This window comes from Streptomyces corallincola (genome assembly GCF_019104725.1).
GTDB classification, from domain to species: Bacteria; Actinomycetota; Actinomycetes; order Streptomycetales; family Streptomycetaceae; genus Streptomyces; species Streptomyces corallincola.
Window position 1 is genome coordinate 65,968 of record NZ_JAHRXF010000008.1, and the last position, 24,620, is coordinate 90,587.

20 protein-coding genes and 1 other RNA gene are annotated in these 24,620 nt (G+C 72.5%); 19 read left to right on the forward strand and 2 right to left on the reverse strand.

Going from position 1 to position 24,620, the window contains the following annotated elements; all coding sequences use genetic code 11:
* Positions 1–17 precede the first annotated feature (17 nt).
* The 4 genes from ftsX (at position 18) to ssrA (ending at position 3,253) form a co-directional block, all read left to right on the forward strand.
* Positions 18–938, forward strand: coding sequence for a permease-like cell division protein FtsX (gene ftsX / locus KUM39_RS08200; protein ID WP_217784770.1), 921 nt, complete (start codon positions 18–20; stop codon positions 936–938).
* A gap of 67 nt (positions 939–1,005) precedes the next feature.
* Complete coding sequence (locus KUM39_RS08205; RefSeq protein WP_217784771.1) at positions 1,006–2,196, forward strand: S41 family peptidase; 1,191 nt, start codon at positions 1,006–1,008, stop codon at positions 2,194–2,196.
* 67 nt (positions 2,197–2,263) lie between these two features.
* On the forward strand, positions 2,264–2,743 hold the full coding sequence (gene smpB / locus KUM39_RS08210; RefSeq protein ID WP_217784772.1) for an SsrA-binding protein SmpB: 480 nt from the start codon (positions 2,264–2,266) through the stop codon (positions 2,741–2,743).
* A gap of 141 nt (positions 2,744–2,884) precedes the next feature.
* Positions 2,885–3,253, forward strand: a transfer-messenger RNA (tmRNA) gene (gene ssrA, locus KUM39_RS08215).
* A gap of 46 nt (positions 3,254–3,299) precedes the next feature.
* On the opposite strand, the gene KUM39_RS08220 is transcribed toward ssrA, so the two are convergent.
* The gene (locus KUM39_RS08220; RefSeq protein ID WP_217784773.1) at positions 3,300–4,697 is read right to left on the reverse strand and encodes an MFS transporter; all 1,398 of its coding nucleotides are present in this window, start codon (positions 4,695–4,697) and stop codon (positions 3,300–3,302) included.
* Between the two features lie 84 nt (positions 4,698–4,781).
* Here KUM39_RS08220 and KUM39_RS08225 point away from each other — a divergent pair, with 84 nt between their 5' ends.
* The 10 genes from KUM39_RS08225 (at position 4,782) to KUM39_RS08270 (ending at position 18,587) form a co-directional block, all read left to right on the forward strand.
* Complete coding sequence (locus KUM39_RS08225; protein WP_217784774.1) at positions 4,782–5,765, forward strand: LysR family transcriptional regulator; 984 nt, start codon at positions 4,782–4,784, stop codon at positions 5,763–5,765.
* A 159-nt stretch (positions 5,766–5,924) separates the two neighbouring features.
* On the forward strand, positions 5,925–7,253 hold the full coding sequence (locus KUM39_RS08230) for a hypothetical protein (protein ID WP_217784775.1): 1,329 nt from the start codon (positions 5,925–5,927) through the stop codon (positions 7,251–7,253).
* A complete protein-coding gene (locus KUM39_RS08235) occupies positions 7,253–9,454 on the forward strand; it encodes a bifunctional polysaccharide deacetylase/glycosyltransferase family 2 protein (RefSeq protein WP_217784776.1) in 2,202 nt (733 codons plus the stop codon). The genes KUM39_RS08230 and KUM39_RS08235 overlap by 1 nt, the downstream gene beginning before the upstream one ends.
* Positions 9,451–10,746: an acyltransferase family protein gene (locus KUM39_RS08240; RefSeq protein WP_217784854.1), complete on the forward strand. Its 1,296-nt coding sequence runs from the start codon at positions 9,451–9,453 to the stop codon at positions 10,744–10,746. Before KUM39_RS08235 ends, KUM39_RS08240 begins: the two co-directional genes overlap by 4 nt.
* Before the next feature lie 120 nt (positions 10,747–10,866).
* Entirely contained in the window at positions 10,867–12,069 is a 1,203-nt protein-coding gene (locus tag KUM39_RS08245) for a uroporphyrinogen-III synthase (RefSeq protein ID WP_217784777.1), read from the forward strand.
* A gap of 286 nt (positions 12,070–12,355) precedes the next feature.
* Positions 12,356–12,940, forward strand: a complete 585-nt coding sequence (locus tag KUM39_RS08250; RefSeq protein WP_217784778.1) for a sigma-70 family RNA polymerase sigma factor — start codon at positions 12,356–12,358, stop codon at positions 12,938–12,940.
* Positions 12,941–12,999: 59 nt separating this feature from the next.
* Entirely contained in the window at positions 13,000–13,770 is a 771-nt protein-coding gene (locus KUM39_RS08255) for an anti-sigma factor family protein (protein WP_246619803.1), read from the forward strand.
* A gap of 61 nt (positions 13,771–13,831) precedes the next feature.
* Positions 13,832–16,228, forward strand: a complete 2,397-nt coding sequence (locus KUM39_RS08260) for a HelD family protein (RefSeq protein WP_217784780.1) — start codon at positions 13,832–13,834, stop codon at positions 16,226–16,228.
* Positions 16,229–16,597: 369 nt separating this feature from the next.
* On the forward strand, positions 16,598–18,013 hold the full coding sequence (locus KUM39_RS08265; protein ID WP_217784781.1) for an NAD-dependent malic enzyme: 1,416 nt from the start codon (positions 16,598–16,600) through the stop codon (positions 18,011–18,013).
* A gap of 292 nt (positions 18,014–18,305) precedes the next feature.
* Positions 18,306–18,587 carry an HU family DNA-binding protein gene (locus KUM39_RS08270; RefSeq protein WP_217784782.1) on the forward strand — a complete coding sequence of 94 codons (282 nt, stop codon included), beginning with the start codon at positions 18,306–18,308 and terminating at the stop codon, positions 18,585–18,587.
* 142 nt (positions 18,588–18,729) lie between these two features.
* Here the strand turns inward: KUM39_RS08270 and murA are convergent, their stop codons facing one another.
* On the reverse strand, positions 18,730–20,070 hold the full coding sequence (gene murA / locus KUM39_RS08275) for a UDP-N-acetylglucosamine 1-carboxyvinyltransferase (RefSeq protein WP_217784783.1): 1,341 nt from the start codon (positions 20,068–20,070) through the stop codon (positions 18,730–18,732).
* Positions 20,071–20,346: 276 nt separating this feature from the next.
* Between murA and KUM39_RS08280 the strand changes: the two genes are divergently transcribed.
* The 5 genes from KUM39_RS08280 to KUM39_RS08300 all read left to right on the forward strand — a co-directional run bounded on the left by KUM39_RS08280 (position 20,347) and on the right by KUM39_RS08300 (position 24,619).
* A complete protein-coding gene (locus KUM39_RS08280) occupies positions 20,347–20,907 on the forward strand; it encodes a YqgE/AlgH family protein (protein WP_217784855.1) in 561 nt (186 codons plus the stop codon).
* A 30-nt stretch (positions 20,908–20,937) separates the two neighbouring features.
* A complete protein-coding gene (locus KUM39_RS08285) occupies positions 20,938–21,219 on the forward strand; it encodes a DUF3039 domain-containing protein (protein WP_217784784.1) in 282 nt (93 codons plus the stop codon).
* Between the two features lie 279 nt (positions 21,220–21,498).
* Positions 21,499–22,791: an extracellular solute-binding protein gene (locus KUM39_RS08290; protein WP_217784785.1), complete on the forward strand. Its 1,293-nt coding sequence runs from the start codon at positions 21,499–21,501 to the stop codon at positions 22,789–22,791.
* A gap of 104 nt (positions 22,792–22,895) precedes the next feature.
* Positions 22,896–23,777: a carbohydrate ABC transporter permease gene (locus KUM39_RS08295; protein WP_217784856.1), complete on the forward strand. Its 882-nt coding sequence runs from the start codon at positions 22,896–22,898 to the stop codon at positions 23,775–23,777.
* Complete coding sequence (locus KUM39_RS08300) at positions 23,774–24,619, forward strand: carbohydrate ABC transporter permease (RefSeq protein ID WP_217784786.1); 846 nt, start codon at positions 23,774–23,776, stop codon at positions 24,617–24,619. Before KUM39_RS08295 ends, KUM39_RS08300 begins: the two co-directional genes overlap by 4 nt.
* Position 24,620 lies beyond the last annotated feature (1 nt).

Here is a 24,620-nt window from a genome sequence, read left to right on the forward strand (position 1 = left end):
AGGCTTGACCAGACGCCATGCGCGCCCAGTTCGTCCTGTCCGAGATCGGAGTCGGTCTCCGCCGCAACCTGACGATGACCTTCGCCGTGATCGTCTCCGTGGCCCTGTCCCTGGCCCTGTTCGGCGGCTCCCTGCTGATGAGCGACCAGGTGAGCACCATGAAGGGCTACTGGTACGACAAGGTCAACGTCTCGATCTTCCTGTGCAACAAGAGCGACGCGCAGACGGACGTCAACTGCGCCAAGGGCGCGGTCACCGAGGACCAGAAGAAGCAGATCCGCGCCGACCTCGACAAGATGACCACGCTGGTGCAGAGGGTCACCTACGAGTCGCAGGACCAGGCGTACAAGCACTACAAGGAGCAGTTCGGCAACTCCCCGCTGGCCGGGTCCCTCACCCCGGACCAGATGCAGGAGTCGTACCGCATCAAGCTGAAGGATCCGCGCAAGTACCAGGTGATCGCCACCGCGTTCAACGGGCGCGACGGTGTGCAGTCCGTGCAGGACCAGAAGGGCATCCTGGACAACCTGTTCCAGCTGCTCAACCTGATGAACCGGGCCGCGCTCGGCGTGATGGCGCTGATGCTGCTCGTCGCACTGCTGCTGATCGTCAACACCGTGCGGGTGTCGGCGTTCAGCCGCCGCCGCGAGACCGGCATCATGCGGCTCGTCGGCGCCTCCGGGTTCTACATCCAGGCGCCGTTCATCATGGAGGCGGCCGTCGCCGGGCTCATCGGCGGCGGGCTCGCGTGCGTCTTCCTGGTCGTCGGGCGGTACTTCACCATCGACCACGGCATGGCGCTCTCCAGCAAGCTCACGCTGATCAACTTCGTGGGCTGGGACGCGGTGTTGACCAAGCTGCCGCTGATCCTGGCGACCAGTGTGCTGATGCCCGCCCTTGCGGCCTTCTTCGCGCTGCGCAAGTACCTGAAGGTGTGACACATGCCAAAAGGGCCGTACGCGCATCCGGGCGTGCGGCCCTTCGGCTTGTCCTAGACTCGCCGCCATGTCAGGCCGTGACCCCTTCTGTCCCCAGCCCCGCCGCCAACGCCGCGGGGCCGCCCTGACCTTGGCGTTCGTCGGTGTGCTGGTCGCCGGTGCGGCGACCGCCTCCTTCCCGGAGACCGCGTTCTCCGCCGACGAGAGCCCCAAACCGGCCGCCGGAAGCGGCCGTTCGGCCCTCGGGCAGGTGGACGTCCGGCGGGCCGCCGCCGCGGCGATGGCCGCCGGGACCTCGCCCGTCGAGGCTGCCGAACGCGCCGTCAGCCGCAGCGGAGACCGCTGGGCCGCCGTCTACTCCGAAGGCGAGTACCAGGAGTTCAGGGAGTCGCTCGACGGCCGCTACACCGGCGTCGGCCTCTCCGCCCGGCGCACCGAGCGCGGCCAGGTCGAGGTCAGTGCCGTACGGCCCGGCTCGCCCGCCGCCCGCGCCGGTGTCCGCACCGGCGACCGGCTGCGCACCGTGGACGGCACCGCCGTGGACGGCCGCCCGGTCACCGACGTCGTCGCGTTACTCAGGGGCGACGCCCAGGACGCGCCCGCCGGTACCGCCGTCACCCTCGGCCTGCGGCGCGGCACCCACGACTGGACCGAGACCCTGCGCCGCGCCCGGCTGACCACCGACCCCGTCACCGAGCGCCGACTGCCCGGCGGGGCCACCGTCGTCCGGGTTTCCGCGTTCACCAAGGGCACCGGTGCCGACGTCCGCCGCGCGGTCCGCCGGGCGCCCTCCGGCGCCGGAATCGTGCTCGACCTGCGCGGCAACTCCGGCGGCCTGGTCACCGAGGCCACCGCCGCCGCCTCCGCCTTCCTCGACGGCGGCCTCGTCGCCACCTACGACGTGGACGGCGCCCAGCGCGTCCTGCACGCGGCGCCCGGCGGCGACACCGACCGCGCCCTCGTCGTCCTGGTGGACGGCGGCACGATGAGCGCCGCCGAGATGCTCACCGGCGCGCTCCAGGACCGGGGCCGGGCGGTCGTCATCGGCTCCCGCACCTTCGGCAAGGGCTCGGTGCAGATGCCGACCACGCTGCCCGACGGCTCGGTGGCCGAGCTGACCGTGGGCCACTACCGCACCCCGGCCGGGCGGGCCGTGGACGGGCGGGGCATCACCCCCGACCTGGAGGCGGGCTCCGCAGCCCTGGACCACGCGCTGACCGTCCTCACCGGGCTCGGCACCCGCGCCGAGGACCGCTGACCGGAGCCACCGCCCGGCAAATGCGCTTCCCAGACACCCCGGTCGTGGTGCGAAAATGGTCGGCACTATGGCTAAGGAAAAAGGGCGCAAGCTGATCGCGCAGAACAAGAAGGCGCGGCACGACTACCTCATCCTCGACACCTACGAGGCCGGACTGGTCCTCACCGGCACCGAGGTGAAGTCGCTGCGCCAGGGACGTGCCTCGCTGGTGGACGGCTTCGTGCAGCTCGACGGGCACGAGGCGTGGCTGCACAACGTGCACGTGCCCGAGTACAGCCAGGGCACCTGGACCAACCACACCGCCCGGCGCCGCCGCAAGCTGCTGCTGCACCGGGTGGAGATCGAGAAGCTGGAGGCCAAGTCCCAGGAGACCGGGCACACCATCGTGCCGCTCGCCCTGTACTTCAAGGACGGTCGCGCCAAGATCGAGATCGCGCTCGCCAAGGGCAAGAAGGAGTACGACAAGCGGCAGACCCTGCGGGAGAAGCAGGACCGGCGCGAGACCGAGCGCGCGGTGTCGGCGGTCCGCCGCCAGCAGCGCGGCTGACCGGAGCGGCGGCCGGGCGGGTGCCCGGCCCGCGGGAAATGCGCTGGCACCGAACCGCGTCGGTCACGTACGATGGCACAGCACCCCACCGAGGGTGCGCGCCCCGCCCCGGTCCGCCGGAGCGGATTGAAAAAACAACATGGGGATGATCGGTTTCGACAGCGGCTGTCGAAGCAGGGGAAGCGTGTCGAGGAAGCGGCCATGATCTCGTAAACCACAGGCCGAAAAAAATAATCGCCAATACCAAGCGCGATTCCTTCGCCCTCGCTGCCTAAGTAGCGATTTGCGAAGTGTCAGCCCGGGGCTGTTCCCGACCCGGATCCTGGCATCAGCTAGGGAACTAAACCTTGATCCCGGTCACGGGGTGAAGAGGGAAACCTAACAGTGACTGAGCCCGTCGGCGACTTGTTCGCGTGATCGCCGGGGCTGAGAAAATCACAGCGAACTGCGCACGGAGAAGCCCTGATTCCGCACCGGTGGACGCGGGTTCGATTCCCGCCATCTCCACGATCGGGAGGCCCACGCAGCCTCCCAACCCATGTGGGCGAAGGCCCCGTCACCTCAACCGTGACGGGGCCTTCGTCATGTCCGGGCTCCCGTCGCGGCACGGGTGGCGGTCCGGGCGGGTGGCCAGGGCGATCAGCAGCGCCGCGCAGGCCGCTGCCGTCGGCAGCAGGAACGCGGTCGCGGGGGAGCGCGCCTCCACCAGCCGTCCGGCCACCGCCGAGCCCGCCGCGATCCCGGTCAGCAGGGCGGTCACCGTGAGGCTCATGCCCTCGTTCAGCCGGTCGGCCGGGGTGGTGCGCTGGACCAGCGTCATCGCCGTGACCATCGTCGGGGCGGTCGCCGTTCCCGCCAGCAGCAGGGCCGCGCCCAGCACGGTCAGCGAACGGGTCGCGGTGGCCGCGAGCCACGGCAGCGCCATCAGGGCGGCCATCGCCAGCAGGCAGTGCGGCAGCCGGACGCCGGCCGGGCGGCGGGCGCCGAACAGCAGCCCGGCCGCGCACGAACCCGCGGCCTGGAGGGCGAGCACGGCACCGGCCGCCGCGCGGTGGCCGAGGGCGTCGGCGTACGCGAGGGTCGTCACCTCCATCGAGCCGAACACCGCGCCGGTCGCCGTGAAGCACACCAGCAGCGCCGGTATGCCCGGACTGCGCAGCGGGGAGCGGCCCCGGGTCGCGGGTGTCGGCGGCGGTTCCGTCCCGCGCCGCGCGGTGAACAGCAGCATCCCGGCGAGCAGCAGGACGGCCGCCACCAGCGTGCCCGCCTCCGGGAAGAACGTCCCGGCGAGGAACGCGGCGAGCACCGGGCCGAGCAGGAAGCACAGTTCGTCCGCCGCCTGCTCGAAGGAGTTCGCGGTGTGCAGCGCCGCCGGATCACCGGCCAGCAGATGCGCCCAGCGGGCACGGGAGAGGCCGCCGATGTTCGGGGTCGCGGCGGTGGCGGCGTAGGACGCGAACAGCGTCCAGTCCGGGGCACCGGCGCGCACGCACAGCATCAGCGCCGCACTGCCCAGCACGGCGGTCAGCGTCGCCGGTATCGCCACCCGCGCCTGCCCGTACCGGTCCACCAGCCGCGCCAGCCACGGCCCGCCCACCCCGGTCGCCGCCAGCCCGGTCGCGGTGACGGCCCCGGCCAGCGCGTACGACCCCCGGGTCCCGGCGATCATCACGACCGCGCTCACGGCGAACATGCCGATGGGCAGCCGGGCGAGGAGATTCCCGGCGGTGAAGGCACGGGTGCCGGGGAGGGAGAAGAGGCGGCGGTACGGGACGGCGGTGGCCGACCCGGCTTCCGTTCGCGGGAGTCGAGCCCGGCCGCCCTGCTCGTGCGCGGGGTTCCGGTCCCGGTGCGGGTCGGGGTGGGGGTGCGCGGGGGCGCCGTCCCGGTCGGGGTGGGGGTACGGGGTCGGGTTCGTCCCCGGCGGGTGTCCGCCGGTCGTCGTCTTCGGCATGGCTCAACGCTCGCCCGGTGACGATCACTTGGTCCAACACCTGTCCGGGGCCCATTCACGCACCCGCGTTGTAGATTCGCGGTCATGTCCACCCCCTTCGCCGTGGAACCGCGGCTGCTGCGTGCCTTCGTCGCTGTCGCGGAGGAGCTGCACTTCACGCGGGCCGCGGCCCGGCTGTACCTCGCGCAGCAGGCGCTCAGCCGTGATGTGCGGCGGCTGGAGCGGGAGTTGGGGGTGGAGCTGTTCCTGCGGAGCACCCGCCGGGTGGAGCTGACGGCGGACGGGGAGCGGCTGCTGCCGTACGCGCGGCGGGTGCTGGCCGCTCAGGAGGACCTGCTCGCCGCCGCCGGACAGGCCCGCCCGCTGCTGGTGGACCTCAACTCGCCCGGCCTCGGCACCGGCCGCCGCGTGCTGCACCGGGCGCGTGAACTCGCCCCGGAGTGCGAGCTGATGGCCCGGTACGAGAGCGGACTCGCCGGTGCGGCGGTGGAGTTGCTGGCCGGACGACTGGACGCGTCGTTCGGGAGGTTCGCCGGTCTGGACCCCGTTCTGCGGGCCGGACTCGATCAACAGCCCGTACGGTACGAGCCGATGACGGTGCTGCTGCCCGAGGGCCATCCACTGGCCGCGCTGCCCGAGGTGCCGCTCGCCGCGCTGGCCGGGGAGACGGTGTACGCCGGGGCCGGGAACACGCGGACGACCGAGTGGACGGATCTCGCGCGCCGCCTCTTCGACGCGTACGGCATCGGACTCGCCCCGCCGCAGCCGCTCGCGGTCGGGGACGAGGAGTTCGCGCGGCTGATGGCCAAGGGAAACCAACCCGTGCTGGCGGTCGTGGACTTCGCGGCGCTGCCCGGCACGGTCGCCCGCCCGCTCACCGACCCCGTCCCGCTGTCCCCGGTGTCGCTGGTGTGGCGCAAGGGGCTCGTCCACCCCGGTCTGGCCGCGCTGCGGACGGCCGCCGCCGAGAGCGCGCGGGCCGGGGGATGGCTGCGGCTGCCCACGGACGGGTGGATTCCGGCCAGTGATGTTCATGCGATGAAAACATCCGTAACGGAACGTCCATAAGTGACACATGGCGTACTCGGCCTCTTACCGCGCGCTACGGTCGAGACCTGAGCACGGTGTGTCAAGGGGGGCGCTCGGGACAGGTGGGGGCCTGCCCGACGGCTGGTGCTCAGTGCCGTAGGCGCGCGCCCGTGAACCGTCCCTGGGGGATGTACGCGCGTGGAGAAGTGGCGAGAAGACGCTCCTACCGACTGGCCCGACATCGCGTCCGCGACGTGGGGCACACCGGTGGTGGCGAGCGAGACCCAGACCTTCGGTGAGGCCCAGAGCTTCCCGGACACCAGAGCACTGCCCTCGGGCGGCTCGCTCGCGGCGATGTCCCTGGTGGACAGCGGCCTGCTGCCGACCGGCCGGTCCGCCCGCGCGGACATGGAACGGACGGCCGTGCTGCCCGCCGTACCGAGTCCCGCCGGACCGCGTACGAGTCCGAGTCCGGCGAGTACGGACGGACCGGCCGCCGCACCGCGTACGAGTGGCCCCGCCGACCCCTTCGTGCCGCTCACCGGCGCCCTGCGCGACCCCTGGGACCCGGCCGCCGCGACCGGCACCGACCCCGGCCCGGACCCCGCCCCGCCACCCGGCGGCGGCACCGGCACCGGCAACGATCCGCACGAGGTGACCGTCCAGCTCGACGGCGCCGGGAGCAGGGCCGGTGCCCCGCGCGGGGAGGACGGGCCGGTCTTCGTGGACGAGTCCGGGCGCCGCAGCCGCCGCTACCGGCGGATCGGCCTGGGCGTCGGCCTGGTCTGCGCGGTGTACGCCGTGATCATGGTCGTCACCCTGCTGTCCGGCAGCTCGGACGCGCCCTGGCTGCCCGTGCCCGGCCAGCACCGCGACAGGCCCGCCGGGCGCGCCGACACCTCGCCCGCCCCCGCCGGTACCGGACCGGCCGGACGCGGTACGGCCGGTGGCGGGGCCGCCGCGCCGGGCGCCTCCCCGGCGGCCGGTACCGGCACGGCGCCCCCGGCCGGCGCCGACGGCAGGGCACCGGACGCGGGCGGGAGTTCCGGCACCGGCCGCCCGAGCGCCTCCGGGACCGGGCCGGAGAAGCCCGGCGGCAAGCCCACCGGCGCCCCCGGCGGGACCGGCCGTCCCACCACCGGCACCGGGCCCACCACCCCGGCGGGCGGCACCACCCCGCCGCCCGGCGCTCCCGGCGGCACCCCCGGCACCGGCACCACCGGTGAGACCGGCACCACGCCGCCCGCCGAGACCCCGCCCGCCACGGGCGGCACCGGGACCGGCGGCGGGGACACCACCGGCGGCACCGGCTCCGGCGGCACCGCACCGGGCCCCGGCGACGGTGCCCCGCAGCCCGCCGCCCACCACCGCACCGCCGGTCAGCCACGCACCGGCACGGCTTGGGCCCGTACCGCGCCCGTCCGTACCGTCCGCGCCCCGCACGCCCGTCCCGCCGTGCACCGCACCGCGACCGGCGCCGCGCGTCCGGGCCCGGAGTCCACCCCGTCCCCGGAGTACGACCTCTGATGGCATCCCGTACCCGGCGGCGGCGTTCCGCACCGAGCCGAGCCCGTGCCGCCGCCCGGCGCCGCCGCCTGCCGCTGCGCCTGATGCTCCCGCTGCTCGTGCTCTGCGCGCTCGCCGCGATGCTGATGCTGCGCGGCTACGTGCACAGCGAGATCCTCGCGGACCACCGCGTCCGCCCCGAGGCGGCCACCGACCACGTCCCGCAGAAGATCCTCGACGGCGGCCCGGTGATCGACACGCGCGGCGGGCGCACCACCAGCCTGCGCGTCCCCGACCACCGTCTCGTCCTCACCTTCGACGACGGACCCGACCCGGAGTGGACCCCGAAGGTGCTGGACGTGCTGAAGAAGCACCACGCGCACGCCGTCTTCTTCGTCACCGGCACCATGACCTCCCGCTATCCGGAGCTGGTCCGGCGGATGGTGGCCGAGGGACACGAGGTCGGGCTGCACACCTTCAACCACCCCGACCTGTCGTACCAGTCGAAGCGGCGCACCGACTGGGAGCTGTCCACCAACCAGCTCGCCATCACCGGCGCGGCCGGTATCCGCACCTCGCTGTTCCGGCCGCCGTACTCCTCGTTCGCCGACGCGATGGACGACCGGTCCTGGCCGGTGACGCGGTACATCGGCTCGCGCGGCTACATCACGGTCGTCAACGACACCGACAGCGAGGACTGGAAGAAGCCGGGCGTCGCGGAGATCGTCCGCCGGGCCACCCCCGAGGACGGCAAGGGCGCGCTGGTGCTGATGCACGACTCCGGCGGCGACCGGCACCAGACGGTGGCCGCGCTCGACCGGTTCGTGCCGTCGCTCCAGCAGCGCGGCTACACCTTCGCCAACCTCACCGAGGCCCTGCACGCCCCCAGCGCCTCCACCAGGGTGACCGGGCCCGAGCTGTGGAAGGGAAAAGCGTGGATCTTCCTGGTCTCCGCCTCGGACGGGGTCACCGGGGTGGTCGGGGTGTGCCTCGCCGTCGTCGGGGTGCTGGTCATCGCCCGGTTCGCGCTGATGTTCCTGCTGTCCGGGGCGCACGCCCGCCGGGTCCGACGGCGCGGCTTCCGCTGGGGGCCGCCGGTGACCGAACCGGTGTCGGTGCTGGTGCCCGCGTACAACGAGGCCAAGTGCATCGAGAACACCGTCCGTTCGCTGGCCGCGAGCGACCATCCCATCGAGGTGATCGTCATCGACGACGGCTCCTCGGACGGCACCGCCCGCGTCGTCGAGGACCTCGCGCTGCCCGGCGTCCGCGTGGTCCGGCAGGTCAACGCGGGCAAACCGGCCGCGCTCAACCGGGGCGTGGCCAACGCCCGGCACGACCTGATCGTCATGATGGACGGCGACACCGTCTTCGAACCGTCCACCGTGCGCGAGCTGGTCCAGCCGTTCGGGGACCCGCGCGTGGGCGCCGTCGCGGGCAACGCCAAGGTGGGCAACCGGGATTCGCTGATCGGCGCCTGGCAGCACATCGAGTACGTGATGGGCTTCAACCTCGACCGCCGGATGTACGACGTCCTGGGCTGCATGCCGACCATCCCCGGCGCGGTCGGCGGGTTCCGGCGCACCGCGCTGGAACGGGTGGGCGGCATGAGCGACGACACCCTCGCCGAGGACACCGACGTCACGATGGCCCTGCACCGCGACGGCTGGCGGGTCGTGTACGCCGAGAAGGCCCGCGCCTGGACCGAGGCGCCGGAGTCCGTGCAACAGCTCTGGTCACAGCGCTACCGCTGGTCCTACGGCACCATGCAGGCCATCTGGAAGCACCGGCGCGCCCTGGTGGAACGCGGCCCCTCGGGGCGGTTCGGGCGGGTGGGGCTGCCGCTGGTCTCCCTGTTCATGGTCCTCGCCCCGCTGCTGGCCCCGCTGATCGACGTGTTCCTGCTCTACGGCGTGGTGTTCGGCCCGACCGCGAAGACCGTCGTGGCCTGGCTGGGCGTCCTCGCCGTGCAGGCGGTCTGCGCGGCCTACGCGTTCCGGCTGGACCGGGAACGCATGACGCACCTCGTCTCCCTGCCGCTCCAGCAGATCCTCTACCGTCAGCTGATGTACGTCGTCCTGCTCCAGTCCTGGATCACCGCCCTCACCGGTGGTCGGCTGCGCTGGCAGAAACTCCGGCGCACCGGGGTCGTGGAGGCGCCCGGCGGCGCGGTCCCGGCCCAGCGCGCGGGCGGCGGCAGGGAACGGAGGCCGGTCGCATGACCCAGGCGCATCCGACGGGGACACCGGACTCGGGCGCCACGCCCCGGTACGGGATTCCGCGGCAGCGGACCGATGAGCAGGCACCCGCTCCGGCCGGGCGGCCGGGGGAGCGGGCGTCCGGCGGCTCTCCCGGCCCGGCCCGTCCCCAGCCCGGCCGGGACCGGTACCTCGATCTGCTCCGCTCGGTGGCCCTGGTCCGGGTGGTGGTGTACCACCTGTTCGGCTGGGCCTGGCTGTCGGTGCTGTTCCCGTCGATGGGCGTCATGTTCGCCCTCGCCGGGTCACTGATGGCACGCTCGCTGAACCGGCCCGCCGCGGGTGTGATCCGGGGGCGGCTGCGACGGCTGCTGCCCCCGCTCTGGGCGTTCGGCGCGGTGGTGCTCACGCTGCTGTTCCTCCAGGGCTGGAACCCCGCCCGGGACCCGGACGGCGGCGGGACCTGGGGCGTGCTCGACCTGATCGACTACCTCGTGCCGATCGGCGCCCCGCCCTACCCGTGGCACATCGGCTCCGAGTCGGGGCTGCTGGAGAGCAGTTGGGCCGGTCAGGCGGCCGGGCCCCTCTGGTACCTGCGGGCCTACCTGTGGTTCGTGGTCGCCTCCCCGCCGCTGCTGTGGGCGGTCCGCCGCTTCCCCTGGCCGACCGTGCTGGCGCCGCTCGCGCTGACGGCCGTCGTGGGCACGGGAGTCGTCACGATCCCCGGCGAGACCGGCAACGCGGTCACCGACTTCGCTGTCTACGGCGGCTGTTGGGTGCTCGGCTTCGCCCACCACGACGGGGTGCTGGCCCGTGTGCCGCGCTACCTCGCGGTGTCGGCCGCCGCCGCCCTGATGGCCCTCGGCCTGTGGTGGGCCTCGGGACACCACGGCGCCGAGGGCTGGGACCTCAACGACATCCCGTTCGCCCAGGCGTGCTGGTCGCTCGGGTTCGTGGTGATCCTGCTCCAGTACAGCCCCTCCTGGCAGCGGCTGCCCGGCCGCCTCGCCCGCTGGGACGGCTTCGTCACCCTCACCAACAACCGCGCGGTGACGATCTACCTGTGGCACAACATGCTGATCATGGCCACGTTCCCGATCCTGGACCTCGCCTACCGGCTGCCCCTCCTCGACGACGCGAGGGCCGCCTCCCTCTACGACGCCACCTACACCTTCTGGGCGTTCGTCCTGGTGTGGCCGCTGATCGCCGCGGCCGTGCTGTCCTTCGGCTGGATCGAGGACCTGGCCGCCCGGCGCCGCCCGCGTCCGTGGCCCGCGGGGGCGCCGAAGGGCGGGGGCGGACGCCGGTCGAAGTGAGGGTGCCCACAGACCCCGGCCGGTCCCCGCCGCCCCCGGCCCCGCCCCGGAGATGACCGGCGTCCGCTGCCGTGCCAGGCTCGGAGGTGACCCGTACGGGCGGTACCGAGCAGGAGAACGATGCACGACGCACAGCACCACCCCGCGCCCGGCGGCCCCGTCGTCGCCCGGGAGTCCGCGGCCGCCGCCGAACCCCTCGCCGGTTTCACCGTCGGCATCACCGCCGCCCGCCGGGCCGACGAACTCGCCGGGCTGCTCGGGCGGCGCGGGGCCGCCGTCGTGCACGCGCCCGCGCTGCGGACCGTCCCCGTGGCCGACGACGGCCAACTCCGCGCCGCCACCGAGGAGATCGTGGCGAAGGCACCGGACATCGTGGTCGCCACCACGGCCATCGGCTTCCGGGGCTGGCTGGAGGCGGCCGAGTCCTGGGGGCTCGGCGCGGAACTGCTGGACCGGCTGCGCGCCGCCGAGATCCTGACCCGAGGTCCCAAGGTGAAGGGCGCCGTGCGGGGCGCCGGGCTCACCGAGACGTGGTCACCGGAGGGCGAGTCCCTGGCCGAGGTGCTTCAGCGGCTGCTCGACCAGGAGTTGGCGGGGCGCCGGATCGCCGTCCAGCAACACGGCGAACCGCTCACCGAATTCGTGGACGCGCTGCGGGCCAGGGGCGCGGACGTGGTGCCGCTCGCGGTGTACCGCTGGCTGCCCCCGGCCGACCCCGGCCCGCTGGACCGGCTGCTGGACTCCCTGCTCGTACGGGGTGTGGACGCCGTCGCCTTCACCAGCGCGCCCGCGGCGCTGTCCCTGCTCGACCGGGCCGGGAGGCGTGGTCAACTCGGCGCGGTGGTCGAGGCGTTGAGCACCGGTGTGCTCGCCGCCTGCGTCGGGCCGGTCACCGCGGCCCCGCTCCGGGCGCACGGCGTCGAGGTGGTCCAGCCCGAGCGGTTCAGGCTCGGACCCCTGGTGCAGACGCTGTGCCGTGAACTCCCCGCCCGTGCGCGGTCGTTCGAGGTCGCCGGGCGCCGGGTGGAGCTGCGCGGGCACGCCGTGCTGCTCGACGGTGCGCCGCGTGCCGTACCCCCGGCGGGCATGGCGCTGCTGCGGGCCCTGGCGCTGCACCCCGGCCGGGTGGTGTCCCGCGCCGACCTGCTCCGCGCGCTGCCCGGCGGCGGGCGCGACGAGCACGCGGTGGAGTCCGCGATGGCCCGGCTGCGCACCGCGCTGGGCGAACCGGAGCTGATCCGCACGGTGGTGAAGCGCGGGTACCGCCTCGCGGCGGAGCCCGTGGAGCCCACGGAATTGGCGGAGCCCCACGGAACCCGCTGACCGGCTGCCGCAACTCCCGCGCCCGTAAAGCGCGTTGTGCCGGAGATGCCCGCAACCTGCCTCAAGTGATCTCCGCAACACGGAGTTTGGTCCCGGTGCGGGCCGGGCAGCGCGCCGCTCCTTCCGGTCGTGCCGGAAATGTGAACACCTCGCGGGGGGAATGTGCGCGCATGTCCCGCTCGTCACGCCGGACCCGGGAAATTCCCCCGTCCGCGTTGAACACTCCCGCACCCCCTTGCGTACGGGTGGGCGAGCGACCGACTGGGGGAACCCCCGGACACCGGAGGTGGGCGTGCGCAAGGATGCGGCCGTGGCCAATGAACGTGGAGCGAGGGCCCGACATCGCATGTCCTCACAGACCCCCGAGCCCGACGAGGAGTTGATGCGTGCCCTGTACCGGGAGCACGCCGGACCCTTGCTCGCGTACGTCCTCAGGCTGGTCGCGGGCGACCGGCAGCGCGCCGAGGACGTGGTGCAGGAAACGCTCATCCGTGCCTGGAAGAACGCCGGTCAGCTCAATCGGGCGACCGGTTCGGTACGCCCCTGGCTGGTGACGGTCGCGCGCCGCATCGTCATCGACGGCCACCGCAGCCGGCAGGCCCGGCCGCAGGAGGTCGATCCGTCGCCGCTGGAGGTCATCCCCGCGGAGGACGAGATCGACAAGGCGCTGTGGCTGATGACGCTGTCGGACGCGCTCGACGACCTGACCCCGGCCCACCGGGAGGTGCTGGTCGAGACGTACTTCAAGGGGCGTACGGTCAACGAGGCGGCCGAGACGCTCGGCATACCGAGCGGAACCGTCCGCTCACGGGTGTTCTACGCCCTGCGGTCCATGAAGCTGGCTCTGGAGGAGCGGGGGGTGACGGCGTGATGCGCGGCTACGGGGGTATGCAGGGGTTCGGCGCGGGAGGTCCGGGTATGTCAGGGCCCATGAGCCCCTCTCAGGGAACCGCGGCGCCCAACGAGCACGAGACCGTCGGCGCGTACGCCCTCGGCATCCTGGACGACGCCGAGGCCACCGCGTTCGAGGTCCACCTCGCGGGCTGCGACTGGTGCGCCAATCAGCTCGACGAACTCTCCGGCATGGAACCCATGCTGGCCGCCCTCGCGGACCTGCCCGGCAGCGGCAGCACCCCGGTGATCGGCGAGTCGCTGTCCGCGCGGCCGAGTCCCCGGCTGGTGGAGAAACTGGTGGACGAGGTCTCCGAGCAGCGCGCCCGCAAGCGCCGTAGGGGCTTCTACCTGGTCGCCGCGGCGGCGGCCCTGATCATCGGCGGCCCGATCGCGGTGTCCGCGGCCGGCGGCGGGGAGACCGCGGCCCCGGCGAAGCCGCTGGCGGCCTCCGCGCAGACCACGTTCGACCGGATGACCCGCAAGGTCACCGGCACCGACCCGGCCACCGGGGTCACCGCCACCGTCGGTATGGACGGCAAGGGCTGGGGCACCTCCGCCGTCCTCGAACTGAAGGGCGTCAAGGGACCCCTCAAGTGCTCGATGGTCGTGATCTCCCGTAGCGGGGAGCGCCAGACCATCGGCTCCTGGAGCGTCCCGGCACAGGGGTACGGCATCGCGGGCGCCGCCTCCGAGACGGCGAGGAAGCCGCTCTACATCGGCGGCGGCACCGCGCTCTCCCCAGACCAGATCGACAAGTTCGAGATCGTCACGTTCGACGGCAAGAAGCTGGTGGACGTGGACGCGTAGCCTGACGGGCCCCCCTTCGCGTACGGTTGACGGCTGCCCAAGCACGTCAGAAGGGGGCCCGGTGGCCGCACAGGTTCAGCAGTCCGCGGATCTCTCGCACCCGCACGCATCCGACTCGGTGCGCGAGCGAGAGATCCGCGTCGAACAGGAACACCTGGACCGGGTGTACCTCCGCCTGGAGGAGAAGATCCACGAGGCCGAGTTCCTGTTGCGGGACGCCTCCCAGCGCGGCCAGGTCGGCACGCCGGGGGCGCTGGCCGAGCGGGACGCCCAGGTCTTCCGGGCCGGTATCCACCTGAACCGGCTCAACAACGAGTTCGAGGACTTCCTCTTCGGCCGGATCGACCTCCTCCTCGGCAAGGACGGCAAGAAGGGCCCCGACGGCGCCTACACCGCCGTCGAGCCCGCCGAGGGCGCGGTCCGCGAGGACCGTACGGCCGACATCGCCGAGACCCTGCACATCGGGCGGATCGGCGTGCTCGACGAGGACTACTCACCGCTGGTCATCGACTGGCGGGCGCCCGCCGCCGCGCCGTTCTACCGCTCCACGCCCCGCGACCCCGGCCGGGTCGTCCGGCGCCGGGTGATCCGCTCCAAGGGACGCCGGGTGCTCGGGGTCGAGGACGACCTGATGCGCCCCGAGCTGACCGCGTCCCTCGACGGCCGGGAACTCTCCGTCATCGGGGACGGCGCGCTGATGGCCGCGCTCGGCCGGGCGCGCGGCCACACCATGCGGGACATCGTCTCCTCCATCCAGGCCGAACAGGACCTGGTCATCCGCGCCCCCGCCGCCTCCGTCACCCTGGTCGAGGGCGGCCCCGGCACTGGCAAGACCGCCGTCGCCCTGCACCGCGCCGCCTACCTGCTCTACCAGGACCGCAGACGCTACGCGGGCGGCATCCTGATCGTCTCCCCGACACCGCTGCTGGTGGCGTACACCGAGGGCGTGCTGCCCTCCCTGGGCGAGGAGGGACAGGTCGCCGTCCGCGCCATCGGCTCCCTGGTGGACGGCGCCGAGGCCACCCTCTACGACACCCCGGCCGTGGCCCGTGCCAAGGGCTCCTCCCGGATGCTGCGCGTGCTGCGCCGGGCCGCACGGGGCGCCCTGGAACTCGGTGCGGGGGGCGGCGCGCCCGTCCCCGCCGACTCCGGCGACCCCGACGACTCCTACGACTCCGACGAGCAGGTCACCCCGGCCGCGCAGGGCACGCCGACCCGGCTGCGGGTGGTCGCCTTCGGGCGGCGGCTCGAACTGGAGGCCGCCGAGCTGGAGCACGTACGCCGGACTGCCCTCGGCGGCACCGCGCCGGTCAACCTGCTGCGCCCGCGCGCCCGCAAGCTGCTGCTGGACGCCCTGTGGGCCAAGTCCGGCGCGGCCACCCGGCACAGCGACCCCGAACTCGCCGCCGAACTGCGGCTCTCCTTCGACGAGGACGTCACGAGTGAGGACTCCTTCATCGGGTTCCTCGCCGCCTGGTGGCCCGAGCTGACCCCGCGCGGGGTGCTCGCCGCGATGGCCGACGAGCGGCGCCTCGGCCGCTGGGCCCGCCGCATCCTCAACCCCGGCGAGGTCCGCCGCGTCGCCCGCTCGCTCCAGCGCGACGGGCACACCGTGCACGACATCGCCCTGCTGGACGAGCTGCACGCGATGCTCGGCGCCCCCGCCCGCCCCCGCAAGAAGCGCGAGCTGGACCCGCTGGACCACCTCACCGGCCTGGAGGAACTGATGCCGGTGCGCGAGGAGACCCAGCGGGAGCGGGCCGAACGGCTCGCCCAGGAACGCGTCGAGTACGCGCACGTCATCGTGGACGAGGCGCAGGACCTCACCCCGATGCAGTGGCGCATGGTCGGCCGCCGGGGGCGGCACGCCACCTGGACCGTGGTCGGCGACCCCGCGCAGTCCTCCTGGTCCGACCCGGACGAGGCGGGCGAGGCCCGCGACGAGGCACTCGGCTCCCGGCCCCGGCGCCGCTTCCAGCTCACCGTCAACTACCGCAACCCCGCCGAGATCGCCGAGCTGGCCGCCCGCCTCCTCGCCCTCGCCATGCCCGGCGCCGAGGCCCCCACCGCCGTACGCTCCACCGGTGTCGAACCGCGCTTCGTCACGACGCGGGCGCACGGCTCCGTGGAACGCGCCGTGCGCGCCGAGGCCGAGCGGCTGCTCGGGCTGGTGGACGGCACGGTCGGCGTGGTCGTGGCGATGAACCGGCGCTCCGAGGCCCGGCGCTGGCTCGCCGGGCTCGGGGACCGGGTGGTCGCGCTCGGCAGCCTGGAGGCCAAGGGCCTGGAGTACGACGCGACGGTGGTCGTCTCCCCGGCGGAGATCGCGGACGAGTCCCCGGCGGGCCTCAGGGTGCTGTACGTGGCGCTCACCCGGGCCACCCAGCAGCTCACCGTGGTGTCGGGGGAGCGGGACGAGCCGGACGCGGCGGGCGTCCCGGATCTGCTCCGGGACTGAACGGGTGGCGCGGCGGCGGCGAATTCCGGTGAACCCCGCACAAGGGGAATGGCTTTCGCCGACCGTTTGTTAGCCTGGACGTGGCACCGGTTCGATCCAAGCCCCCGGGCCCAACCTTAGTCGCCACGAGCGACCACTTGCCGCGAGGCGAGCATGGCGGGCCGGTGTCATGAACGTGGGAGGCCCACGTCACCCCAGGGTGACGTGGGCCTCCTTTTTCGCGTGCCGCGCCGCTTCCGCCGCCGTATCTCCGGGCCGTGCGGCTGTGAACAAAACAACCTCAATCCGGGGCGGCTACCACGTACTCGGCGGTAGGTGCGACGATCGGACGGCACAACACGCGACACGGTGAAAGCAGAGGAAGTCGGCATGGCAACGGCGCCCAGCGTCTCCTACTCGATGACCATCCGGCTGGAGGTGCCCGCGAGCGGAACCGCGGTCTCGCAGCTCACCACCGCCGTGGAGGCGTCCGGCGGCTCGGTGACCGGCCTCGATGTCACCGCCTCGGGCCACGAGAAGCTCCGTATCGACGTCACCATCGCGGCCAGCTCCACCGCGCACGCCGACCAGATCGTCCAGCAGCTGCGCGGCATCGAGGGCGTCACCCTCGGCAAGGTCTCCGACCGTACGTTCCTGATGCACCTCGGCGGCAAGATCGAGATGCAGTCCAAGCACCCCATCCGCAACCGTGACGACCTCTCGATGGTCTACACGCCCGGTGTGGCGCGGGTCTGCATGGCCATCGCGGAGAACCCCGAGGACGCCCGGCGGCTGACCATCAAGCGCAACTCCGTCGCGGTCGTCACCGACGGCTCGGCGGTGCTCGGCCTCGGCAACATCGGCCCCAAGGCCGCGCTGCCGGTCATGGAGGGCAAGGCCGCCCTGTTCAAGCGGTTCGCGGGCATCGACGCCTGGCCGCTCTGCCTGGACACCCAGGACACCGACGCCATCGTGGAGATCGTCAAGGCCATCGCCCCCGGCTTCGCGGGCATCAACCTGGAGGACATCTCCGCGCCCCGCTGCTTCGAGATCGAGGCCCGGCTGCGCGAGGCGCTGGACATCCCCGTCTTCCACGACGACCAGCACGGCACCGCGATCGTGGTGCTGGCCGCGCTGACCAACGCGCTGCGCGTCACCGGCAAGTCGATGGAGAGCATCCGGGTCGTCATGTCCGGCGCGGGCGCGGCGGGCACGGCCATCCTGAAGCTGCTGCTGGCGGCCGGGGTGAAGAACGCGGTCGTCGCCGACATCCACGGCGTGGTGCACGCGGACCGCGAGGACCTGGTGGCCGCGTCCGCCGACTCGCCGCTGCGCTGGATCGCGGACAACACCAACCCCGAGGGCCTCACCGGCACCCTCAAGGAGGCCGTGCGCGGCGCGGACGTGTTCATCGGCGTCTCGGCGCCCAACGTCCTCGACGGCGACGACGTGGCCGCGATGGCCGACGGCGCCATCGTGTTCGCGCTGGCGAACCCGGACCCCGAGGTGGAGCCCGCGGTCGCCCGTCAGACCGCCGCCGTGGTGGCCACCGGCCGCTCCGACTTCCCCAATCAGATCAACAACGTGCTGGTCTTTCCGGGTGTCTTCCGCGGCCTGCTGGACGCCCAGTCCCGCACCGTCAACACCCAGATGATGCTGGCCGCCGCGACGGCGCTGGCCGACGTGGTCGGCGAGGACGAGCTGAACCCGAACTACATCATCCCCAGCGTCTTCAACGACAAGGTCGCCGGTGCCGTCGCCGGTGCCGTCAGCGAGGCCGCGCGGGCGGCGGGCGCCGCTTCCTGACCCCCCTGCCCCGCCCGTCGCGCCGTCCAGGACGCCGTGCCGTAGGGTCGGGGGCGGTGAGCGGCGGCCGGCGCACCGGCGCGTCGCGGAACCCCCGACCGGCGGACGCCCTCTAGGGTGACGGCCGAGCAGGCGCTCCTCGTGTGACTCCCCAGGGTGGTCTCACGACTCCTACGGGTGCCGGATTGGCTTTCGCGCCGCAGGTAGGGGCAGGATGCGTCTTCGGGCGCGAGCGCATCGGCATCGATCTCACCTCACGCCTACACGGCAAGAAGAACACGGGAGTAAGAACATGAACCGCAGTGAGCTGGTGGCCGCGCTGGCCGACCGCGCCGAGGTGACCCGCAAGGACGCCGACGCCGTTCTGGCCGCGTTCGCCGACGTCGTCGGCGACATCGTCTCCAAGGGCGACGAGAAGGTCACCATCCCCGGCTTCCTGACCTTCGAGCGCACCCACCGTGCCGCTCGTACCGCGCGCAACCCGCAGACCGGTGAGCCGATCAACATCCCGGCCGGCTTCAGCGTGAAGGTCTCCGCGGGCTCGAAGCTCAAGGAAGCCGCCAAGGGCAAGTGACGTTCCGCTGACAGCGCCGGTTCACCCGCGCGGGTTTCCGCGCCCCTGACCGGGCGCCTCGGCGTGAGACGTTCCAGAAAATGGGCGGTCCCCCCTGATCGACAGGGGGGACCGCCCATTTCGCGTGTTCGCGTGCCCGGGGTCAGCCGAGGGCCTTGCCGGGGAGTTCGACCTTGGCGCCGAGTTCCACGAGCTTCTCCATGAAGTTCTCGTAGCCGCGGTTGATGAGGTCGATGCCGTGGACGCGGGACGTGCCCTCGGCGGCGAGGGCGGCGATGAGGTAGGAGAAGCCGCCGCGCAGGTCGGGGATGACGAGGTCGGCGCCCTGGAGCTTGGTGGGGCCGGAGACGACCGCCGAGTGGAGGAAGTTGCGCTGGCCGAAGCGGCAGTCGGAGCCGCCCAGGCACTCGCGGTAGAGCTGGATGTGGGCGCCCATCTGGTTCAGCGCCGAGGTGAAGCCGAGCCGGGACTCGTACACCGTCTCGTGGATGATGGACAGCCCGGTGGCCTGGGTCAGCGCGACGACCAGCGGCTGCTGCCAGTCGGTCTGGAAGCCGGGGTGGACGTCCGTCTCCAGCGCGATGGACTTGAGCTGGCCGCCGGGGTGCCAGAAGCGGATGCCCTCGTCGTCGATCTCGAAGGCACCGCCCACCTTGCGGTAGGTGTTGAGGAACGTCATCATCGAGCGCTGCTGGGCGCCGCGGATGTAGATGTTGCCGTTGGTGGCCAGCGCCGCCGACGCCCAGGACGCGGCCTCCAGGCGGTCCGGGAGGGCCGCGTGGGTGTAGCCGCCGAGCTGGTCCACACCGGTGATGCGGATGGTGCGGTCGGTGTCCATCGCGATGATCGCGCCCATCTTCTGCAGTACGCAGATGAGGTCCTCGATCTCCGGCTCGACCGCCGCGTTGGACAGCTCCGTGACGCCCTCCGCCAGCACGGCGGTGAGCAGCACCTGCTCGGTGGCGCCGACCGAGGGGTAGGGCAGCCGGATCTTGGTGCCGCGCAGCCGCTGCGGGGCCTCCAGGTACTGACCGTCCGCGCGCTTCTCGATGACCGCGCCGAACTGCCGCAGCACGTCGAAGTGGAAGTCGATGGGACGGCCGCCGATGTCGCAGCCGCCGAGGCCGGGGATGAACGCGTGGCCGAGGCGGTGCAGCAGCGGCCCGCAGAACAGGATCGGGATGCGGCTGGAACCGGCGTGCGCGTCGATGTCGGCGACGTTGGCGCTCTCCACGCGGGTCGGGTCCATCACCAGCTCGCCGGGCTCCTCGCCGGGCCGGACCGTCACCCCGTGCAGTTGGAGCAGGCCGCGTACGACGCGCACGTCGCGGATGTCCGGTACGTTGCGCAGCCGGCTCGGCGCGCTGCCCAGCAGGGCCGCGACCATCGCCTTCGGCACGAGGTTCTTCGCGCCGCGGACACGGATTTCGCCCTCCAGCGGGGTTCCGCCGTGGACAAGCAGGACATCGTCGTTGACGGTCATGGATCTCGCGTTCCGAAGAGTCGGGCAGGGATCGGCCGGTCACATTGCGCAGGGGCCGGGAAGACAGGGTAAACGCCGATCACCCCCGTCTTGTTAGCCCGCGGGCCGCCGGGTCGCGTCATAGGTCTGTCACAACACGAAACGTTATGAACCGGACGCGTCGGGTCACCGGCGCGGCGTGTGCGCCGTACGTGCTCCCTGCCGCCCCCCGGCACCCTCGCCCGGCCGGGGCGGATCGCCTCCCGGTGCGGGGCGGGATGCGGGATCATGGCAGGCATGACCGAGGTGTCCTCGCTCACGGGGCGGCTGCTCGTGGCCACACCCGCCCTGGCGGACCCGAACTTCGACCGCGCGGTGGTGCTGCTCCTCGACCACGACGAGGAGGGCTCCCTCGGTGTCGTCCTCAACCGGCCCACCCCGGTCGGCGTCGGCGACATCCTCCAGGGCTGGGCCGAGCTGGCCGGTGAGCCCGGTGTGGTCTTCCAGGGCGGTCCGGTGTCGCTGGACTCGGCGCTCGGGGTGGCGGTGATCCCCGGCGGCGCCGGGCCGCTGGGCTGGCGGCGGGTGCACGGGGCGATCGGCCTGGTGGACCTGGAGACCCCGCCCGAGCTGCTGGCCGCCGCGCTCGGCTCGCTCAGGATCTTCGCCGGGTACGCGGGCTGGGGGCCGGGCCAGCTGGAGGACGAGCTGTCCCAGGGTGCCTGGTACGTGGTGGAGTCCGAGCCCGGTGACGTGTCCTCCCCGGCGCCCGAGCGGCTGTGGCGGGCGGTGCTGCGGCGGCAGCGCGGTGAGCTGGCGATGCTGGCGACCTATCCGGAGGACCCGTCGCTCAACTGACGGCCGCGCGCTTCAGTACCCTTGGCTCCCATGAGCACTCAGGAGCCCGAGCGCGGGTCTGGTACGGGAACCCTCGTAGAGCCGACGCCGCAGGTGTCCCACGGCGACGGCGATCACGAGCGCTTCGCCCATTACGTCCAGAAGGACAAGATCATGGCGAGCGCCCTCGACGGGACCCCCGTCGTCGCGCTCTGCGGCAAGGTGTGGGTGCCCGGCCGGGACCCGAAGAAGTACCCGGTGTGCCCCATGTGCAAGGAGATCTACGAGTCGATGAGCAAGGGCGGCGACGGGGACGGCGACAAGAAGAAGTAGGCCCCCGGCCCCGGCCCCGCCCCCGGCGGAAGGCCCCCGGCCCCCGACGTCCGGCCCCTGTTGTCCGGAAGGCCCCCGAAGCGCGTGCCCGCGCGTTCCGGGGGCCTTCCGCTTGCGCGTCCGCTTCCGGTTCCCGCCCTCCGGTCCCGTTTTCCGGTCACAGAGTGGTGGAGACCTCTTGTCGTCGTGTTCATGTTCTTCATAGCCTCCGTGGAGTTGTGCAGAGCGAAACAGTCATTGCACATGTTGCAACGTGCTCACTCTCCGGAGGAACGCTCCATGAAGCCGTACGTCCCACTCGCCGCGCTGCTCACCCTCGCCGTAGCGACCGCGTGCGCCCCCCAGTCCTCGTCCAACTCCGCCTCGGGCAAGGACGAGAAGTCCGGCACCGTACGCGTCTGGCTGTTCCAGGAGGTCGGCAACGCGCCCAAGCAGAAGGTCGTGGACGCGGTCGTCGCGGACTTCCGCAAGGCGCACGCGGGCACCAAGGTGTCCGTCGAGTACATCCCGGTCGAGACCCGCGCCCAGCGCGTCAAGGCCGCCTTCAACGACCCGGCCTCCGCGCCCGACATCATGGAGTTCGGCAACACCGACACCGCCGGATACGTCCACGACGGCGGACTCCTCGACATCACCAAGGAGTTCGCGGCCTGGAACGAGGCCAAGAGCACCGACCCGACGGCCCGCCAGTCCGTCACCGTGGACGGCAAGGTCTACGGCGCGCCCTACTACGTCGGGGTCCGCGCGCTCTACTACCGCACCGACGTGTTCAAGGAGCTGGGCCTGAAGCCCCCGGCCACCCTGGCCGAACTCGCCACCACCGCCCGCGCGATCCACGCCGCCAGACCCGGCATGTACGGCCTCGCGGTCGGCGGCGCCTACACCTACGGCGCCATGCCGTTCATCTGGGCCAACGGCGGCGACCTGGCCACCGGCAAGGACGGCTCGTACGCCTCGGCCATCGACAGCGCCGCCGCGCGCAAGGGCATCAAGGAGTACACGAGCCTGTTCGGCGCCGCCAACTGCCCGGCCGCCAAGTGCGCCGGTATGGGCGGCAACGACACGGTGACCGCGTTCGCCGGGGGCAAGGCGGGCATGGCCATCGGCGGCGACTTCAGCCACGCGGCCGTGGAGGCGGGCTCGGTCGGGGGCAAGTACGCCGTCGTCCCGCTGCCCGGTGTGGAGAAGGGCACCATCGCCCCGGCCTTCGCGGGCGGCAACAACATCGGCGTGCTCAAGAGCACCCGGCACCGCACGCTCGCCGTGGACCTGATGGAGCGGCTCGCGGGCAAGAAGACGCAGGCCGAACTCTTCGACGCGATGGGCTTCCTGCCCACCTTCACCGACGTGCGCGACCAGGCGGCGACCCGGCAGCCGTTCGTGAAGCCGTTCGTCGCCACCCTCGCGGCCGGTGCCAAGTTCGTGCCCGCATCCCCCGCCTGGTCGCAGATCGACTCCTCGCTGGTGCTGCCGACCATGTTCCAGGAGATCGTCAGCGGCAAGAAGAGCGTGGACGCCGCCTCCCAGTCCGCCGCGACCAGGATGAACGACGCGTTCGGCTCCGCCGGGTGACCCCGGTGACCGAGGCCGCCGAGCCGGGGGCCGCGGCCGTCCCCGGCGTCCCGGCCCACGCCCCCGCGCCCGCCCCGCGCACCGGGCGGGCCGGGCGCGGGGGAGTGGGCCGGGCGCCCGGCTGGACGCCCTGGCTCTACCTCGCGCCCGCCCTCGCCGTGCTCGGCGCGCTGCTCGTCTACCCCGTCTACCAGCTCGGCCTGATCTCCTTCTTCCGCTACACCCAGGCCCAGGTCAGCGGCGGCGAACCGACCGTGTTCCGGGGCTTCGGCAACTACGCGGACGTCTTCTCCGACGGGCAGTTCTGGCAGGTGCTGCTCGCCACCGTGCTCTTCGCGGCGGCCTGTGTGCTCGGCACGCTCGCCGTGGGCTGCGCGCTCGCGGTGCTGCTCACCCGGGTGCGGGCGGTGCCCCGGCTCGCGCTGATGCTGGCCGCGCTGGGCGCCTGGGCGACCCCGGCCGTCACCGGCTCCACCGTCTGGCTGTTCCTGTTCGACCCGGACTTCGGCCCGGTCAACCGGCTGCTCGGCCTCGGGGACCACTCCTGGACGTACGGGCGCTACAGCGCCTTCCTCCTCGTCCTGCTCGAAGTGGTCTGGTCCTCCTTCCCGTTCGTGATGGTCACCGTCTACGCCGGGATACGCGCCGTGCCCGCCGAGGTGCTGGAGGCCGCCGCGCTCGACGGCGCCTCGCAGTGGCGGACCTGGCGCTCGGTGCTCGCGCCGATGCTCCGCCCGATCCTCACCGTCGTCACCATCCAGTCGGTGATCTGGGACTTCAAGGTCTTCACGCAGATCTACGTCATGACGAACGGCGGCGGCATCGCGGGCCAGAACATGGTGCTCAACGTGTACGCCTACCAGCAGGCGTTCGCGTCCTCCGAGTACGGGCTCGGCTCCGCGATCGGCGTGATCATGCTGCTGCTCCTGCTCGCCGTGACCCTGCTGTACCTGCGGCTGCTGCGCCGACAGGGGGAGGAACTGTGAACCTTCGCGCGGTGCGCGTCCGGCGCCCCTGGCGGCTCGCGGCCGAGGCGACGGCCCTGCTGACCGCCGTGGTGGTCGCCTTCCCGCTGTACTGGATGGTCCTGAGCGCCTTCAAACCGGCCGGGGAGATCCAGTCCGACCGGCCCCGCCCGTGGACGCTGACCCCGACCCTTGACTCGTTCCGGCGGGTGTTCGGGCAGCAGGAATTCGGGCGCTACTTTCTCAACAGCCTGATCGTGGCGGGCAGTGTGGTGGCCGTCTCGGCGCTGATCGCCTTTCTCGCGGCGACCGCCGTCGCGCGATTCCGCTTCCGGTTCCGCACGACACTGCTGATCATGTTCCTGGCCGCGCAGATGGTGCCCGTGGAAGCGCTCACCATCCCGCTGTTCTTCCAGATGCGCGACCTCGGGCTGCTCAACACGCTCAGCTCGCTGATCCTGCCGCACATCGCGTTCTCGCTGCCGTTCGCCATCTGGATGCTCCGGGGATTCGTGAAAGCGGTTCCGGAGGCGCTGGAGGAGGCCGCCTACCTGGACGGCGCGAGCCGCGGGCGATTCCTCTGGCAGATCCTTTTCCCACTGGTCCTTCCCGGCCTGGTGGCCACCAGCGTGTTCTCCTTCATCTCCGCCTGGAACGACTTCCTCTTCGCCAAGTCGTTCCTCATCAGCGACATCTCGCAGTCCACGCTGCCGATGGCGCTGCTGGTCTTCTACAAGCCCGACGAGCCCGACTGGGGCGGTGTCATGGCCGCGTCCACGGTGATGACCGTCCCGGTGCTGATCTTCTTCGTACTCGTACAGCGACGCCTGGTCTCCGGACTCGGCGGAGCGGTCAAGGACTGAT